Here is a 16,621-nt window from a genome sequence, read left to right on the forward strand (position 1 = left end):
GACAGGGCTATTGCGCATCACTGCCCGCTGATATTTCACCGCGTGCCCCCGGGCAGTGCGGTACTGATGATGATCTTCGCGTCGATCGAACCGTCCGCGGCCTTGTCGCCCTGCACCATGACCATGTCGCCGACCGGAAGATCGGATGCCTTGGACCCGGTCAACGAGATCACCTGGGTCTTGTCGGTGGTGCGCACCGTCACGGCGGATCCGCCGATGGTGTCGAGGGTCAGTTGGCCACCGGCATTGGCTTTGATGGTGCCCATGGTCGTGCCGAGGTTATCGATGCCGCCGAGTCCCGGAATGCTCGGCAGGACGTGAGTGGACGATGGACCGCCCGAGGGTCCGGTGGATCGGCCCGCGGTCGGGAAGGCCGAGGTGCTCGCGGCGGAGCTCGACGAGGTGTCCTTACCGCCCATCAGCACGCCCGCGAGCACGCCGACCGCGCCGATCAGCAGAATCACCCCGACTCCGAGGGCGATCCACAGGCCGGTATTCCGCTTGCGCGGCGGTTGCTGATCCGGGGGTAGGGGTCCACCCGGCGGGCCGGGCGGATACTGCGCACCGGGCTGGCCGTATGCACCGACCTGGGTCGGCTCCTGCCACCCGCCACTTTCCTGCCCGCCCCACTGGACCTGGCTGTCGTACGGCGGGAACTCCTTGGTGGCATTGACCGGCGGCGGCCCCCACGGCTCGTATTGTTCGGTCGACGGATAGACCGAGGTCGCATCGCCGTGGCCGAACGCCTCGGTGTATTCCGTCGTAGGTGGCGAAGGCTGAAATCCCGACTTACCCGACGGACCGATATGTTCCGTCGGCGCATCCTCCGGTCGCTGTGCCCAGGGATCGTTGGGACTACTCATGGCCTCCAGCGTAGGCTCTGTATCTCTGGCCGCGCCTGCGGCGCGGCGTGTTCGCGGCCCCCCGGTGTCTCGCGTCCGAGCCGTCGAGACTCGCGCCTGCGGCGCATGCGCTTCGACCGCTCGGACGCGAGACGGGCCGCGAACGTCGCTCGCAAGACTCGCTCCGTGGGGGGCGGCGATGACGGGGCGTTCAGCTCCTGGTGCACTCGCATCAGATGCGGCGAATCCCGCGCCTGCGGCGCATGCGCTTCGACCACTCGGACGCGAGACGGGCCGCGAACGTCGCTCGCAAGACTCGCTCCGTGGGGGGCGGCGATGACGGGGCGTTCAGCTCCTGGTGCACTCGCATCAGATGCGGCGAATCCCGCGCCTGCGGCGCATGCGCTTCGACCACTCGGACGCGAGACGGGCCGCGAACGTCGCTCGCAAGACTCGCTCCGTGGGGGGCGGCGATGACGGGGCGTTCAGCTCCTGGTGCACTCGCATCAGATGCGGCGAATCCCGCGCCTGCGGCGCATGCGCTTCGACCACTCGGACGCGAGACGGGCCGCGAACGTCGCTCGCAAGACTCGCTCCGTCGTGGTCACCGGGGATGCCCAGGAGCGGGTTGATCGCGAGCTGGGCCACCTCGGTCAGGCGCGCCCGACGATGAGACTTTCGCCGTTCGGGCTCACATTCACCGCCACGGTGTCGCCGTCGGTGACCTCACCGGCGAGCAGTTCCTTGGCGAGGGTGTCGCCGATGGCCTGCTGGATCAGCCTGCGCAGCGGGCGGGCGCCGTAGACCGGGTCGTAGCCGCGCACGGCGAGCCAGAACCTGGCCGAATCGCTGACGTCCAGCTTCAGCCTGCGCTGCGACAGCCGCTTCTGCAGCTGGTCGAGCTGGATATCGACGATGGATTCCAGCTGCTCCTCGTCGAGGGCGTGGAACATGACCACATCGTCGAGGCGGTTCAGGAACTCCGGTTTGAAGGCCGAGCGCACCGCGTTCATGACGAACTCCGGATCGCCACCCGCACCCAGATTCGAGGTCAGGATGAGGATGGTGTTGCGGAAGTCGACCGTGCGGCCCTGGCCGTCGGTCAGGCGACCCTCGTCGAGTACGGCGAGCAGGATGTCGAAGACATCCGGATGCGCCTTCTCGATCTCGTCGAAGAGCACGACGGTGTAGGGCCGACGCCGGACCGCCTCGGTCAGCTGACCGCCCTGGTCGTAACCGACATAACCGGGTGGGGCGCCGACGAGCCGAGCGACCGAGTGCTTCTCGCTGTACTCGCTCATATCGATGCGAACCATGGCGCGTTCGTCGTCGAACAGGAAGTCCGCCAACGCCTTTGCCAGCTCGGTCTTACCGACACCGGTCGGGCCGACGAACATGAACGAACCCGTCGGCCGGTTCGGATCCGCGACGCCTGCGCGCGCCCGACGCACCGCATCGGAAACCGCCTGCACCGCCTCGGTCTGGCCGACCACGCGCTTGCCAAGCTCCTGCTCCATCCGCAGCAGCTTCTGGGTTTCGCCCTCCATCATCCGGCCGACCGGAATACCGGTCCAGGACGAGACCACCTCGGCGATATCGTCGGGGCCGACCTCCTCCTTGAGCATCACTTCGCCGTCAGCGGCTGTCGCGGAAGCCTTTTCGGCCTCGGCGAGCTGCTTCTCCAGCGCCGGAATGCGTCCGTAGCGCAGTTCCGCGGCCTTGCCCAGATCACCGTCGCGCTCGGCGCGTTCGGATTCACCGCGCAGCGATTCCAATTCCTCCTTGAGGACGCGGACCTGGTCGATGGCGCTCTTCTCGTTCTGCCAGCGGGTCATCAGCTGGTTGAGCTTCTCGCGGTCGTCGGCGAGTTCCTGGCGCAACTTGTCCAGGCGCTGTTTGGATGCCGCGTCGGTCTCCTTCTCCAGCGCGACCTCTTCGATCTCCAGCCTGCGCACCGCACGCTCGACCTCGTCGATTTCCACTGGGCGCGAGTCGATTTCCATGCGCAGCCGCGACGCCGACTCGTCGACCAGGTCGATCGCCTTATCCGGTAGGAACCGGGAGGTGATGTAGCGGTCGCTGAGCGTGGCGGCGGCGACCAGTGCGGAGTCGGTGATGCGCACACCGTGGTGCACCTCGTAGCGGTCCTTGATGCCGCGCAGGATGCCGATGGTGTCCTCCACCGACGGCTCGCCGACCAGCACCTGCTGGAAGCGGCGTTCCAGGGCGGCATCCTTCTCGATGAACTTGCGGTATTCCTCCAGCGTGGTGGCGCCGACCAGGCGCAGCTCACCGCGCGCGAGCATCGGCTTGATCATATTTCCCGCATCCATCGCCGATTCGCCGGTCGCGCCCGCGCCGACAATGGTGTGCAGCTCGTCGATGAACGTGATGATCTGTCCCGCACTGTTTTTGATCTCTTCGAGGACGGCCTTGAGCCGCTCCTCGAATTCACCGCGGTACTTCGCGCCGGCCACCATCGCGCCCAGGTCGAGCGAGACGACGGACTTGCCGCGCAACGACTCCGGCACGTCACCGGCCACGATGCGCTGGGCGAGGCCCTCGACGATCGCGGTCTTGCCGACGCCTGGTTCACCGATCAGCACCGGGTTGTTCTTGGTGCGACGGCTCAAAACCTGTACGACACGTCGGATTTCGGTATCACGCCCGATGACCGGGTCGAGCTTGCCTGCGCGGGCGGCCGCGGTGAGATCGGTCGAATACTTCTCCAGCGCTTGGTAGCTGCCCTCCGGATCGGCACTGGTGACGCGCGCGCTGCCGCGTACGGTGGTGAATGCCTCGCGCAGCGCGTCGGGGTTCGCGCCGTACTTTTCCAGCAGCATGGTCACATCCGAATCGCCTTCGGCCAGGCCGACCATGACGTGTTCGGTGGAGACGTATTCGTCGCCGAGTTCGGTGGCCAGGCGCTGGGCGGCGGTGATCGCGGCCAATGCCTCGCGGCCGAGTTGGGGTGTGGTGGTCGCACCGGTCGCTCGCGGCAACTTGTCCACGATGTCCTGTGCCTCGCGTCGAATGGTCGCCGGATCTACCGCGACGGCCTTGAGCAAGGGAGCGGCGATGCCATCGGTTTGATCCAGCAACGCCACCAGCAAGTGCGCCGGACGAATCTCCGGATTGCCCGCGGCCGAGGCGGCCTGCAGGGCGGCGGTCAGGGCCGCCTGGGTCTTGGTGGTGGGATTGAACGAGTCCACAAGTCACCTTCCTACTAGTCGATTCGCACTATCCAACGTCCGAAAGGTTGAGTCTGTTCCACTCAACTTTGATTTCTCGAGCGAACCGCTCGACACCCGAACAGACTCGGTTTGAACGCTACGCCGCGACACTGCCGAATGGCACCAATCACCGGGCCTACGACACCGCGATGCCTACGATGGCCTTGGCCGTTGGTTGATGCATCAAATCCAGCCCGACTCGAGGAGCGATGGATGCGCGCGATCGTGGTACGAAGCTTCGGAGCAACACCCGAACTGGCCGAAATGCCGACCCCCGAACCCGGCGCGGGTGCGGTCAGAATCCAGGTCGAGGCGGCAGGTGTCAACCCCTTCGACCAGAAGATGGCAGGCGGCATTCTGGATGGCAAGCTGCCGCATGATTTCCCGATGATCCTCGGTGTCGACGGCGCGGGCACGGTGACCTCGGTCGGCCCCGGCGTCACCAAATTCGGCGTCGGCGACCGCGTCGTCGGCAAATTCCTGGTGCCGCCCGCGGGCCACGGCAGCTTCGCGGAGTACTCGGTACTGCCCCAGGACGCCACCCTGGTCCCGATTCCCGACCGGGTGCCGACCGTCGCGGCGGCCGCCCTGCCGACCGCGGGCATCACGGCGCAGGACATCGTGGACGCCACCAAGATCGAACCGGACCAGACGGTATTGATCGTCGGCGCCACCGGCGGCGTCGGCTCCTTCCTGGTGCAGCTGGCGAATATCGCCGGAGCGCACGTCATCGCCACGGCGCGGGGATCGGTCGCCGATCAGATGACCAGGCTCGGCGCTGCCGAGACCATCGATTACACCCGCGGTCCGGTCGCCGAACAGGTCGCCGCCGCGCATCCCGACGGCGTCGACGCACTGTTCGATCTGGTGAGTCCACCCGAGGTGCTGGCCGAACTGACCGCGCTGGTCCGCGACGGCGGCACCGTCTACTCCACCATCTGGTCCGCCGACCCGGACGCTCTGCGCGATCGAGGCATCAAAGGCGGAAATATCGAATCCTCCGGGCGCGGACCGGAACTGACCCGCCTGCTCGATCGGGTCGCCGCAGGCGATGTGGTCGTGCCGATCGACGCGACCGTCCCACTGGACCGGGGCCCCTCGGTCATCGGCGCGACAGGGGCGCGGGGCAAAACCGTGCTAGCCATCTGAGGCAAGATGTGAGCGAGCGAGCCGAAGACACAGCCGCCAGGGCGGGCACGGCGAAGCCGAGCGCCAGCGAGGCGGAGGCCGCCAGCGAGCGAAGCGAGCGAGCCGAAGACACAGCCGCCAGGGCGGGCACGGCGAAGCCGAGCGCCAGCGAGGCGGAGGCGTGAGCGCCCGCAAGAAAAGCTCGCGCCCACCCGAATTCGGCCTCTTCCTGATTCCGGAGGCCGACAACTACCAGCAGCTCACCGAGCTGACGACATATGCCGAAAGCGCCGGACTCGACCTGATCGGCGTCCAGGACCATCCCTACCAGCGACGCTTCCTCGACACCTGGACCCTGATCACCGGCTTGGCCATGCGGACCGAGCGACTCACCTTCTTCCCCGATGTCGCCAACCTGCCCCTGCGCAATCCCGCCGTACTCGCGAAATCCGTTGCCTCCCTCGACATCATGACCGGCGGCCGGATCCATCTCGGACTCGGCGCCGGCGCGTTCTGGGCCGCCATCGCCGCCATGGGCGGTTACCACCTGAGCGCGGGCGAATCGGTCCAGGCGCTGGCCGAGGGCATCGCGGTCATCCGGGCCATGTGGAGCGACGAACGTTCGGTCCGGGTGCCCGGCACCTATCACCTGCTCGCCGGTGCCCACCCCGGACCGCAGCCGCAGCACGATCCCGGCATCTGGCTCGGCGCGAAGGGACCGCGCATGCTCGCCCTGACCGGACAGCGCGCCGACGGCTGGCTGCCCTCGGCGGCCTGGGCCCCGCCCGAATTCCTGACCGAGGCGGGCAAGCGCATCGACGATGCCGCCGCCGCGGCGCACCGCGATCCGCGTACCATCCGCCGGGTCTACAACCTGTCGGGCACCATCACCGCCGACGGTACGGACCACGGCTTCCTGGAGGGCCCGCCCGAGCGCTGGGTGGACGATTTATCCACACTGCATCGTGACCAGCGCATCGACGGCTTCATCTTCTGGCCGACCGAGGGCGACCCCGTCGACCAGGTACATCGCTACGCCGAATTGGTCGCGCCCGCGGTTCGCGCGAACGTCACGAGGTGACCCGGCGGTAACCCGGAGCGAGCGAGGTCGCGATATCCTGCATATCCGGCCCAGAGCAGCCCCGATTTGCCCACGGATTACCCGTGAGCACGGGCGTGATCGGCCATACCCACACGACCATGTGATTTTCAGGGATACTTGTCGGCGGAGGACCGCCGGTTACGGATATGTCCCTGGGCAGATTTTGAGGGAAAGGAAGCTCCACGTCGTGGATGCGCGTTCGGCAGCGCTGGTCCGCGCCAACTTCCGAGCGGTGATCGAGTCACCGAACGGACCCGAGCGGTTGATCAGTGCGTTTTATGGTCACCTGTTTGCGGAGAAGCCGCAGCTGCGGGAATTGTTCCCGCCTGCGATGGAGATGCAGGCCAAGCGGGTGGTGACCGCCATCCATTACGTGCTCGACAATCTCGAGGACTGGGGGCGGGCCCAGAGGTTTTTGGAACAGTTGGCGCGCGATCACCGCAAGTACGGTGTCATCGCCGCGCACTACGACATCGCGGGACGGGCGCTGCTGGCCGCCTTCCGGGTCTTCAACGGTCCGATGTGGAATCGCTCGCTCGAGGAGGGCTGGCGCGATATCACCATCCTCATTTCCGCCTCCATGGCCATCGGCGCCAATTCCGACAAATCGCAGCCGTACTGGGATGCGACCGTGGTCGGCCATCGCCGGGTGCTCGAGGACTTGGCCATCGTGCGGCTGCAGACCGACAGCCCGATTCCGTATCAGGCCGGGCAGTACGTGCCGATCTCACTGCCGCAGCGCCCGAAGATGTGGCGCTACCTCTCGCCGGCGATTCCGGCGAATCCCTACGGCGAGATCGAATTCCACGTGCGCAAGATCCGCGGCGGTTGGGTCAGCCCGGCGATCGTCAACGAGACCAGGGTCGGCGATCGGTGGATGATCGCGGGTCCGCTCGGCGGTCTGCACATCGATCGCGACAGCGGCCGTGACGTGCTGCTGATCGGTGCGGGCACCGGCATCGCCCCGCTGCGCGCGCAGCTGATCGAGATGGGTCAGCGCGGCATCAATCCGCGCGTGCACTTCTTCATCGGCGGCCGCTACCCCTGCGATCTGTACGACGTGGAGAATATGTGGCAGCTCTCGCAGAGCAATCCGTGGCTCACCGTCGTCCCGGTCTGCGAGCAGAAGACCAACCCGTGGTGGTATCCGCATCCACCGCAGGACGAGCCGTACGGCATGCACCGCCGCCTGATCGGAAATCTGGGCGCGGTCGTCGCCAGCTTCGGCTCATGGTCGGACCGGCAGATCCAGATCGCCGGTTCGGCCCGCATGATCGCCGACACCCGCCGCGCCCTGATGGCGGTGGGCACCCCCGAGTCGGTAATCAGCTCAGATCCCGTTTGAGAGAAGTGATGACAATTGATCCGAGCCCGCACGGCAATGGTGCGGCGCCCGAATGGAAGTCGACCGTCGTCGGTCACCACCGGCTACGCCACGACATCGCGGTTATCCGTCTGATCGGTGAGTACGTCCCGTTTCTCGCGGGACAGTCGGTCGAGGTCCGGGTACCGCAGCATCCGGGGATGCGCCGTCGGCTCTCCCCCGCGCTGCCGCCGTCGCTGGACGGCAAGCTGGAATTCCATGTGCGCACGGTGCCGGGCGGCTGGTGCAGCGGCAGTATCGTCGCCGACACCAAACCGGGCGACGAATGGCAGATCAGCGCTCCCCTTGGCACTCTCGCCGTCGATCCGTACGGCGACGAGGTGGTGATGATCGCCGGCGGCACCGGGCTGGCCCCGATGCGCTCCCAGATTCTCGACCTGGCCCGCCACGAGGATCCGCCGCCCACCTACCTGTTCGTCGGCGGGCGCTCCCCGCGCGACCTCTACGCCGATGACATGCTGTTCCTGCTGGCGAACGAATTGCCTTGGCTCACGGTGATTCCCGTGATCGAGGGTCCTGAGGATCCGGGCTGGGTCGACGAATGGTACGAGCAGTCGCGCGTGGATATCGGCTTCCCGCTCGACGATATGCTCTTCGGCACGCTCGCCGATGTCGTCGGTTCACACGGCGCATTCGACCACCATCAGGTACTTGTCTGCGGTTCACCCAATATGGTCCGTGTGACATTGGACCGCCTCGTCGAAACCGGAACCCCAGCTGCCGCAATACAGTTCGAGGGCCTTTGATCGACAGTCCGACCACCACGGAGCGAGTCTTACGAGCGAGGAGTTCGCGGCCCGTCTCGCGTCCGAGTGGCCGAAGCGCATGCGACGAAGTCGCGAGTCTCGGCCGCTCGGACGCGAGACACCAGGGGGCCGCGAACACGCCGCGGCGGAGCCGCGGCCAACAACTCAGAAAAGCGGATCGTGGCGGATGTTCTTGGTCTCCGTACCTGCTGCCATGAGACGGAACTTGGTGGTCTGCACCATCGATGGTGATCCGACGATCTGCACATCCCGGTCGGACCAGGAGCCGTAGCTCGCGACGACCTTGCCGATCTGGCCGGTCATCCGGGCTTCGAGGCCCGGCCAGGTATGCGCCGGCTCGCCGGAATCCAGGTACCACCAAGGGTTTTCATCGCTCTCGGTGACCGGCGTGACGGTGAGCCATTTATTGGCGGTGGCCAGTTGGCTCAGGATCTCCAGATCGTAGAGGTCACACGGGTGGTGGCCGCCGACGAACAGATGCACCCGCGGATTGACGCGCCGCAGTGCCATCGCCATGAGCTGGGCGCGCAGGGGTGCGATGCCGGTACCGCAGCCGACCATCAGCATTTTGCGTTTCACATTGCGCGGCACGCCGAGTCCGCCGAGCGGTGAACCGAGCAGCCACTGGTCACCGATATTGGTGTGGCCGACGATGGCCGGACTGACCCAGCCGCCGAGCACGCCGCGGATGTGGAATTCGATCTCCCCGTTCGCATTCGCGGGCACCGCTGGGGACAGATAGCGCCACATGCGCGGCCGGGCCGGGATCTGCACGCTGATGTACTGGCCCGCGGCGTATTGCATCGGCTGATTCAACTGCAGCCGCACCACAGCGAGATTGCGCAGCACCTCGCGACACTCGACGACGGTCCCGCTCCAGACCGGCGGTGCCGATTCCTGTTCGGCCGCGCCGATCATGGTGTCGCCGACGATCTTCAGGCCTTCGTCCCAGGCCCGATCGACCTCGTCGGTCCACATCTCGGTGCCCGCGAAGATCCGCATCGCGGACTTCAACGAGGTCGCCACGGCGGTGTAATGCGCGGCCTGCACCCCGTACTTGCGGTGATCGCGCCCGAGTTGGGCGAGGAATGGCAATAACTTGTTCGGCTCCTCGAGCCGATCCAGCGCGTAGGAGATGGCCTTGACCAATCTGTCACGCTGGGAATCCATCGCTGCGGGGAAGAAATCCCGTACGGCGGGATAGTCCGTGAACAGAATTGCGTAGAACGAACTGGCTAGCTTGGCCGGACCCCCCTCCTCCGCAGCAACCGCCTTGAACGTCGTTCTTATCAAAGCGACGGTCCGCGAGTCCATTTGTGTCACAACCCCTTTTGCACTCGAACACAAACCCGTGCCGGCGAGTGAGGTGCTGCGGGACACTCGACAGCAGCCGATGCGTAACGAGTGTAGGCGAGGTTTGCCAGCAGCGGTATCAGTCGCATAAACATCACGCATGTAATTCCCCCTAAACGAGGAACCGCCCTACGAAAACCCTTGAAAACAAACCGAAAGAACGAACACGACGGCGAAATCCGTCATATATTCACCGAATTCGGAAGGCCCGGTTTGCAAGATTCATCCCATTCGGTATATCGGAGCGATCGTGCGGCAACCCGCGATCCGAGACCGCTCATCCGGCTCGAGCAAACCGTCGGCATAGGCCGACCTGGCGACCGACGGAGTCGGCGGCGCGATCCGGCGCATTGTTTGCCGAAGCAAGGGCCACAGCAAACTTCGCAGCTCGGCACATCGTTGGCAACCCTGCCGAACCACACACTGACACCCGCAAGGGGCCGAACCGGTTGTCGGGTAATGAAACCCGGTTCCGGAGTTTGCTCGAGCACTGCCAGCGGTTATTCGGATCCGCAACCCGATTCGACGTTGCGACATAACGCATTCACTTATCGGCACGAAATGACAAAAGGCTCCGGGCTCGGTCGAAACCGAATCCCGGAGCCTTTTCGCGCTTATCAGCGCCTATTGCGCGGCTTCCACACCACCAGTGCGGTACTGCGTTGCGGCGGTGCGAGATCGGGGCGATACCCCGCGCGCAGCCGGTCCAGCTCGGCCGCCATCTCGGCGACGCGCTGTTGCAGTTCCTCGACCTGATTGGTGAGTTCGATGATGCGCTTGATGCCCGCCAGGTTGACACCCTCGTCCTGGGACAGCCGCTGCACCTCGCGGAGCAGTTCGACGTCCCGTGCCGAATAACGTCGACCGCCACCCGAAGTCCGTTGCGGCGTAACCAGTCCGAGGCGGTCATACGTGCGCAGTGTCTGCGCGTGCATACCCGCCAGCTGGGCCGCCACGGAGATCATGAAGACCTCCGCCCGCGACGCCCCGCCGGACGCCTGCTTCGGATTATCGGACATCACGCACCTGCCCATCCCGCACGTGGATCGAACCCGCTGGTCTTCTCCGCCTCCGCGTAGCGCTTGAGCGCCTCGGCGGCATTGTCGTCCAGCTTCTGCGGCACGGCCACCTTGACGGTGACGAGCAGATCGCCCGCCCCGCCGCCGGGACCGCGCTTGGGCACGCCACGGCCGCGCACCCGCAGGATGCGACCGTCCGCGGTGCCCGCAGGCACCTTGACACCGACGCGCCCTTCCAGCGTGGGCACGGAAACCGTTGTACCCAGCACCAATTCACTGTAACTGACCGGCAGCACCAGGGTCAGGTCGTCGCCGTTGCGGCCGAAGACCTTGTCCTGGCTGACGTGCACGGTCACATAGAGGTCACCCGAGGGCGCACCACGCAGTCCGGCCTCGCCCTGTCCGGCCAGCCGGATCTTCTGCCCGTCGCTGACACCGGGGGGAATCCGCACCGTGATGGTGCGGGTCCGATTCTGAATGCCGCTGCCGTGGCAGTCGATGCACGGATCGTCGATGATCGAACCGCTACCACGGCATTCGTCGCACGGCTCGCTGAAGCCGAACGCGCCCTGGTTGCGGCTGATCACGCCGTTGCCATTGCAGACGGGACAGACTCGCGGACTGGTTCCCGGCTTGGCGCCGCTGCCGTGACAAGTCGTACACGGCGACGGACTGGTCATTCGCAGCGGAACCGTGACACCCTGCGCGGCCTCACGGAAGCCGAGAGTCGTCTCGGTCTCCACATCGGCGCCGCGGCGCGGACGGCTCGCGGTGCGCGCGCCGCCCCGGTTGAACAGGCCGCCGAGCAGGTCACCGAGGCCACCGTCGCCGGCACTCGCCTGGCCGAAGATGTCCCCGATATTGAAGTCCTGCGAGAAGCCGCCGCCCGCACCGGGAGTGAAGCCACCGCGCCCGTATCCGCCACCGGCGAACAGCTTTCGGGTCTCGTCGTAGTCCTTGCGCTTGGCCGGATCCGACAGCACGGCATGCGCCTCGCTGACGGATTTGAACCGCTCCTCGGCCTTGGTATCGCCGGGATTGGCATCCGGATGCAGATCACGAGCGAGCTTGCGGTACGCCTTCTTGATCTCGTCCTGCGAGGCGCTGGAGGAGACACCCAGCTCCTTGTAGAAGTCCTTTTCGATCCACTCCCGTTGGCTCACCGGGCATCTCCTCCTCTCGGGTTCCTATTGGTTGTTCGCATTGGCATCAGCATCCGATGCCTCTTCTTCGACCAGATCGGCCACGCCATCGGTTACCCCGACGAGCGCGTGCCGAAGCACTCGATCGCCGAACCGATAGCCCTTGCGCATGACAAGGCCGATCACCGGATCGTGTCCGGAGCCCTCGTGCTGCACGGCTTCGTGCAGGGTCGGGTCGAAAGGCTCACCCTCCGTACCGAATTCCTGCAGTCCCTGCTTGTGCAGCGCGTCGGCGAGCTTATCCGCGACCGACTTGAGTGGTCCGGCATCGAGATCGCCGTGCGCCCGCGCACGATCGAGATCGTCGAGTACACCGAGCAATTCGGAGACCACGGCCGCCTTGGCCGAATCGATGGTGGCCTGGCGGTCCCGCTCGACCCGACGCCGGTAGTTGGCGTATTCGGCGGTCAGCCGCTGCAAGTCGGCGGTGCGCTCGGCCAGTTCCTTGGTGATGGCCTCGGCCAGGATCTCGGCGCCCTCATCGGAACCGATGACGGGTTCGGTGCCGTTCCCGGCTTCGGGACCGGGCCCGGCGGCGGGCTGTTGCGCCGCCGGTTCCCGGATTTCACCTGTCTCCGGATCGATCTTGCGATTGTCGACGAAGGTGATCGGCTCCTGTTCGGAGTTTCCGTCGCTCACTTCTTCTCCGTGTCGACCGGCTCGTCAACGACCTCGGCATCCACGACCTGGTCATCGCCTGCGGAGCTAGACGCGCCGTTGCCGGACGCGGCTTGGTCGGCGGCCGATGCCTCGTAGATCGCCTGACCCAGCGCCTGCGACTCGGTCGCCAGCTTCTCCACCGCGGACTTCACGGCCGCGATATCGGTGCCCTTGAGCGCCTCGTTGGCCTCGGCGATGGCCGCCTCGACCTTGGTCTTGACGTCCGCGGGGACCTTGTCCTCGTTGTCCTTGATGAACTTCTCGGTCTGGTGCACCAGCGACTCGGCCTGGTTGCGGGTCTCGGCCTCCTCGCGGCGCGCCTTGTCCTCGGCGGCGTGCGCCTCGGCGTCCTTGACCATCCGGTCGATCTCCTCCTTGGACAGGCCGGAGCCGTCCTGGATCTTGATCGTGTTCTCCTTGCCGGTGCCCTTGTCCTTCGCGGTCACGTGCACGATGCCGTTGGCGTCGATATCGAAGGTGACCTCGATCTGCGGCACGCCGCGCGGGGCCGGCGGGATACCGGTCAGCTCGAAGGAACCGAGCAGCTTGTTGTGCGAGGCGATCTCACGCTCACCCTGGAACACCTGGATCTGCACCGACGGCTGGTTGTCATCGGCCGTGGTGAAGGTCTCCGAGCGCTTGGTCGGGATGGTGGTGTTGCGCTCGATGAGCTTGGTCATCACGCCGCCCTTGGTCTCGATACCCAGCGACAGCGGGGTGACATCGAGCAGCAGGACGTCCTTGACCTCACCCTTGAGCACACCGGCCTGCAGGGCGGCGCCGACGGCGACGACCTCGTCCGGGTTCACGCCCTTGTTGGGCTCCTTGCCGCCGGTCAGCTCGCGGACGAGGTCCGAGACGGCGGGCATACGGGTCGAACCACCGACGAGCACGACGTGGTCGATATCGGCGACATTGATGCCTGCGTCCTTGATCACGGACTGGAACGGCGCCCGGGTGCGGTCGAGCAGGTCCGAGGTGATCTTCTGGAATTCGGCGCGGGTCAGCTGCTCGTCGAGGAACAGCGGGTTCTTGTCGGCGTCGACGGTGATGTAGGGCAGGTTGATCGAGGTGCTCTGGCTCGAGCTCAGCTCGATCTTGGCCTTCTCGGACGCCTCACGCAGGCGCTGCATGGCCATCTTGTCCTTGGTCAGGTCGATGCCCGCACTGGCCTTGAACTTGTCGACCAGCCAGCTGACGACGCGCTCGTCCCAGTCGTCACCACCGAGGTGGTTGTCGCCGGAGGTGGCGCGGACCTCGACGACGCCTTCGCCGATTTCCAGCAGCGAGACGTCGAAGGTGCCGCCACCGAGGTCGAAGACCAGGATGGTCTGTTCCTTGTCGCCCTTGTCCAGGCCGTACGCGAGTGCGGCCGCGGTGGGCTCGTTGACGATGCGCAGCACGTTCAGACCGGCGATCTGACCGGCCTCCTTGGTGGCCTGACGCTGCGAGTCCTCGAAGTACGCGGGCACGGTGATGACCGCGTCGGTGATCTCCTCGCCCAGGTAGGCCTCGGCGTCACGCTTCAGCTTCATCAGCACGCGCGCGCTGATCTCCTGCGCGGTGTACTTCTTGTCGTCGATGGCCACCGACCAATCGGTGCCGATGTGGCGCTTGACCGAGCGGATGGTGCGGTCGACATTGGTGACCGCCTGGTTCTTGGCGGGCTGACCCGTCAGAACCTCTCCGTTCTTGGCGAACGCGACGATCGATGGGGTGGTGCGCGATCCTTCAGAGTTCGCGACGACGACCGGCTCGCCGCCTTCGAGAACGGCGACGACCGAGTTCGTGGTCCCGAGGTCGATTCCGACCGCACGAGCCATGGTGGTTCCTCCTAGTTGACGTAACTTCTTGTGTCGGTGCTGGGTAATCGCGGTTTTCGGGCGCTCTACCCGCTCTGCGACAGCCGCTCGGGACAACCGAGTCGAGTGCCGCGAGACCTCGCCCCAAGCACCTCACGGAGCACGGTCCCAGCAACGCTGAGCGTGGTCGGCTCAATCCTGCACCCATTCGACACCGGGCGTCAACTGAAACTTGAGCCGAACACACTCAACACTGTCGATCAGCTCAACCGACGGCCCACGATGTTCTATTCCCGATGCGGGAAGAACGGGCCGTCGCCCGCCATTCTTGTCAGGCCCGATGGCCCGAGCCCGAATCGTCGACCACTTGTGATCCACCGACGACCACGGCGAACCGGCCCCGATTCCGTCCGCCCCGGGATGTCCGAAGCGGGTTGCCCGTCGATTCGATGGTCCACGAGGATGGCGGTGACGGCGACGGCGAGTGCCGTCGATCCGCCGAGAGGAGTGGATGTGCCGACGAAGACGCGGTCCTGGTGGGGCTGGGGCAATGTCGAGGACGCGGTCGTCGGCGCGGAGCGGGAAGCACTGACGGCGCGGGTCGCGGCGATTCTGCCCGATGCGGATCTGACGCCACACGAACCGCCGTCGGTCGAATCGCTCGGACTGCCCGAACCGAGGGTGACCGCGCCGGATTCGCTCGCCGGACTGGTGTCGACCGATCCGGCCGATCGGGCGGCGCACGCGCACGGTCAGGCATTTCGCGATGTGGTGCGCAATCTACTCGGCGAGGTGCGCAATGTGGCGGATCTGATCGTTCGGCCGCGCACGGAGGGCGAGATCGTCGACGTGCTCGACTGGGCCGCCGGGGCGAATATCGCGGTAATCCCGTTCGGGGGTGGAACTTCCGTGGTCGGCGGGGTCGAGCCGAGATTGCCCGCTCGATCGACCGAATTCGCGGGGGCGATCAGTCTGGACCTCGGTCGGCTCGATCGGGTGCTCGAGATCGATCGCACCAGCCGGGCGGCGCGAATCCAGGCCGGCGTCTTCGGTCCGGCGCTGGAGGATCAACTGCGCGGCGTGAATCTGACGCTGCGGCATTTTCCGCAGTCGTTCGAATTCTCGACGCTCGGCGGCTGGCTGGCCACCAGGGCCGGTGGACATTTCGCGACGCTGTACACCCATATCGATGACCTGGTCGAGTCGATGCGCGTGGTAACCCCGACGGGCACAGGCGAATCGAGGCGGTTGCCCGGATCGGGGGCCGGGCCGTCACCGGATCGGATGTTCCTCGGATCCGAGGGGGCACTGGGGATAATCACCGAGGCGTGGATGCGCTTGCAGGACCGGCCGCGTTGGCGCGCAACGGCTTCCGCGCACTTCGGCGACTACACCCAGGCCGTGGCCGCGACCAGGGCCATCGCACAGTCCGGCCTCTACCCGACCAATTGCCGGCTGCTCGATCCGGCCGAGGCATTTCTCAATGCCGGTGCCGCCACGAGCGGTGGTGTGCTGGTGCTCGGATTCGAATCCGCCGATCACCCGACGCGCACCTGGATGGAACGCGCACTCGAGCTGGTCGCCGACCACGGCGGCACTCTTCCCGAACCCGCGCGCTACACCGAATCGACCGAGCACCGAGCAGGTTCGGGTGCGGCCGACACCTGGCGTTCGTCATTCCTGCGTATGCCCTATCAACGCGACGCCCTCGCGGCCCGGTCGATGATCACCGAAACCTTCGAAACCGCCTGCACCTGGGACAAATTCGACAAGCTGAAGGCAGCCGTGACCGAGGCCGCGAATGCGGCCATCCGATCCGTCGGCGCCACCGGCGTGGTGACCTGCCGCTTCACCCATGTGTATCCGGACGGTCCGGCGCCGTACTTCGGCATCTACGCCGCGGGTCGCTGGGGCAGTACGCTCGCACAGTGGGATGACATCAAAGCCGCTGTCTCCGAAGCACTCTCGGCTGCGGGCGGGACCATCACCCACCATCACGCGGTGGGACGGGACCACCGACCCTGGTACGACCGGCAGCGCCCCGACCCGTTCGCGAATGCCTTACGGGCCGCCAAATCCGCGCTGGATCCGGCCGGAATCCTCAATCCCGGCGTGCTGATCTGAGCTCA

The 16,621-nt window shown here is 66.1% G+C and carries 13 protein-coding genes; 6 read left to right on the top strand and 7 right to left on the bottom strand.

The genetic code is table 11. The features are described 5' to 3' along the window. Positions 1–35 precede the first annotated feature (35 nt). Together ACQPYR_RS41480 and clpB are read right to left on the bottom strand one after the other, a co-directional pair. A complete protein-coding gene (locus ACQPYR_RS41480) occupies positions 36–863 on the bottom strand; it encodes a DUF5666 domain-containing protein (RefSeq protein ID WP_433625308.1) in 828 nt (275 codons plus the stop codon). A gap of 632 nt (positions 864–1,495) precedes the next feature. Next, positions 1,496–4,054: an ATP-dependent chaperone ClpB gene (gene clpB, locus ACQPYR_RS41485; RefSeq protein WP_433625310.1), complete on the bottom strand. Its 2,559-nt coding sequence runs from the start codon at positions 4,052–4,054 to the stop codon at positions 1,496–1,498. 234 nt (positions 4,055–4,288) lie between these two features. Between clpB and ACQPYR_RS41490 the strand changes: the two genes are divergently transcribed. From ACQPYR_RS41490 to ACQPYR_RS41510, 5 genes are all read left to right on the top strand, one after another. Further along, on the top strand, positions 4,289–5,224 hold the full coding sequence (locus ACQPYR_RS41490) for an NADP-dependent oxidoreductase (protein WP_433625313.1): 936 nt from the start codon (positions 4,289–4,291) through the stop codon (positions 5,222–5,224). Between the two features lie 8 nt (positions 5,225–5,232). Beyond that, positions 5,233–5,388, top strand: coding sequence for a hypothetical protein (locus tag ACQPYR_RS41495; protein ID WP_433625316.1), 156 nt, complete (start codon positions 5,233–5,235; stop codon positions 5,386–5,388). Next, the gene (locus tag ACQPYR_RS41500) at positions 5,385–6,284 is read left to right on the top strand and encodes an LLM class flavin-dependent oxidoreductase (protein WP_433625319.1); all 900 of its coding nucleotides are present in this window, start codon (positions 5,385–5,387) and stop codon (positions 6,282–6,284) included. The genes ACQPYR_RS41495 and ACQPYR_RS41500 overlap by 4 nt, the downstream gene beginning before the upstream one ends. A 208-nt stretch (positions 6,285–6,492) precedes the next feature. Further along, complete coding sequence (locus ACQPYR_RS41505) at positions 6,493–7,650, top strand: FAD-binding oxidoreductase (RefSeq protein ID WP_433625322.1); 1,158 nt, start codon at positions 6,493–6,495, stop codon at positions 7,648–7,650. Between the two features lie 8 nt (positions 7,651–7,658). Beyond that, on the top strand, positions 7,659–8,435 hold the full coding sequence (locus ACQPYR_RS41510; protein ID WP_433625325.1) for an FAD-binding oxidoreductase: 777 nt from the start codon (positions 7,659–7,661) through the stop codon (positions 8,433–8,435). A 165-nt stretch (positions 8,436–8,600) separates the two neighbouring features. Here ACQPYR_RS41510 and ACQPYR_RS41515 read toward each other — a convergent pair whose 3' ends face one another. The 5 genes from ACQPYR_RS41515 to dnaK form a co-directional block, all read right to left on the bottom strand. After that, on the bottom strand, positions 8,601–9,770 hold the full coding sequence (locus ACQPYR_RS41515; protein ID WP_433625328.1) for an FAD-binding oxidoreductase: 1,170 nt from the start codon (positions 9,768–9,770) through the stop codon (positions 8,601–8,603). A gap of 656 nt (positions 9,771–10,426) precedes the next feature. Next, entirely contained in the window at positions 10,427–10,828 is a 402-nt protein-coding gene (locus tag ACQPYR_RS41520) for a heat shock protein transcriptional repressor HspR (protein ID WP_433625331.1), read from the bottom strand. Next, positions 10,828–11,991, bottom strand: a complete 1,164-nt coding sequence (dnaJ, locus tag ACQPYR_RS41525) for a molecular chaperone DnaJ (protein WP_433625334.1) — start codon at positions 11,989–11,991, stop codon at positions 10,828–10,830. The genes ACQPYR_RS41520 and dnaJ overlap by 1 nt, the downstream gene beginning before the upstream one ends. Positions 11,992–12,015: 24 nt before the next feature. Beyond that, on the bottom strand, positions 12,016–12,669 hold the full coding sequence (grpE, locus tag ACQPYR_RS41530) for a nucleotide exchange factor GrpE (RefSeq protein ID WP_433625337.1): 654 nt from the start codon (positions 12,667–12,669) through the stop codon (positions 12,016–12,018). Continuing rightward, the gene (gene dnaK / locus ACQPYR_RS41535; protein ID WP_433625340.1) at positions 12,666–14,513 is read right to left on the bottom strand and encodes a molecular chaperone DnaK; all 1,848 of its coding nucleotides are present in this window, start codon (positions 14,511–14,513) and stop codon (positions 12,666–12,668) included. The genes grpE and dnaK overlap by 4 nt, the downstream gene beginning before the upstream one ends. A gap of 441 nt (positions 14,514–14,954) precedes the next feature. Here dnaK and ACQPYR_RS41540 point away from each other — a divergent pair, with 441 nt between their 5' ends. Then, the gene (locus ACQPYR_RS41540) at positions 14,955–16,616 is read left to right on the top strand and encodes an FAD-binding oxidoreductase (protein ID WP_433625343.1); all 1,662 of its coding nucleotides are present in this window, start codon (positions 14,955–14,957) and stop codon (positions 16,614–16,616) included. The last annotated feature ends 5 nt before the right edge of the window (positions 16,617–16,621 follow it).

Origin of the sequence: Nocardia sp. CA-120079 (assembly GCF_050955745.1) — a bacterium.
Classification (GTDB): domain Bacteria; phylum Actinomycetota; class Actinomycetes; order Mycobacteriales; family Mycobacteriaceae; genus Nocardia.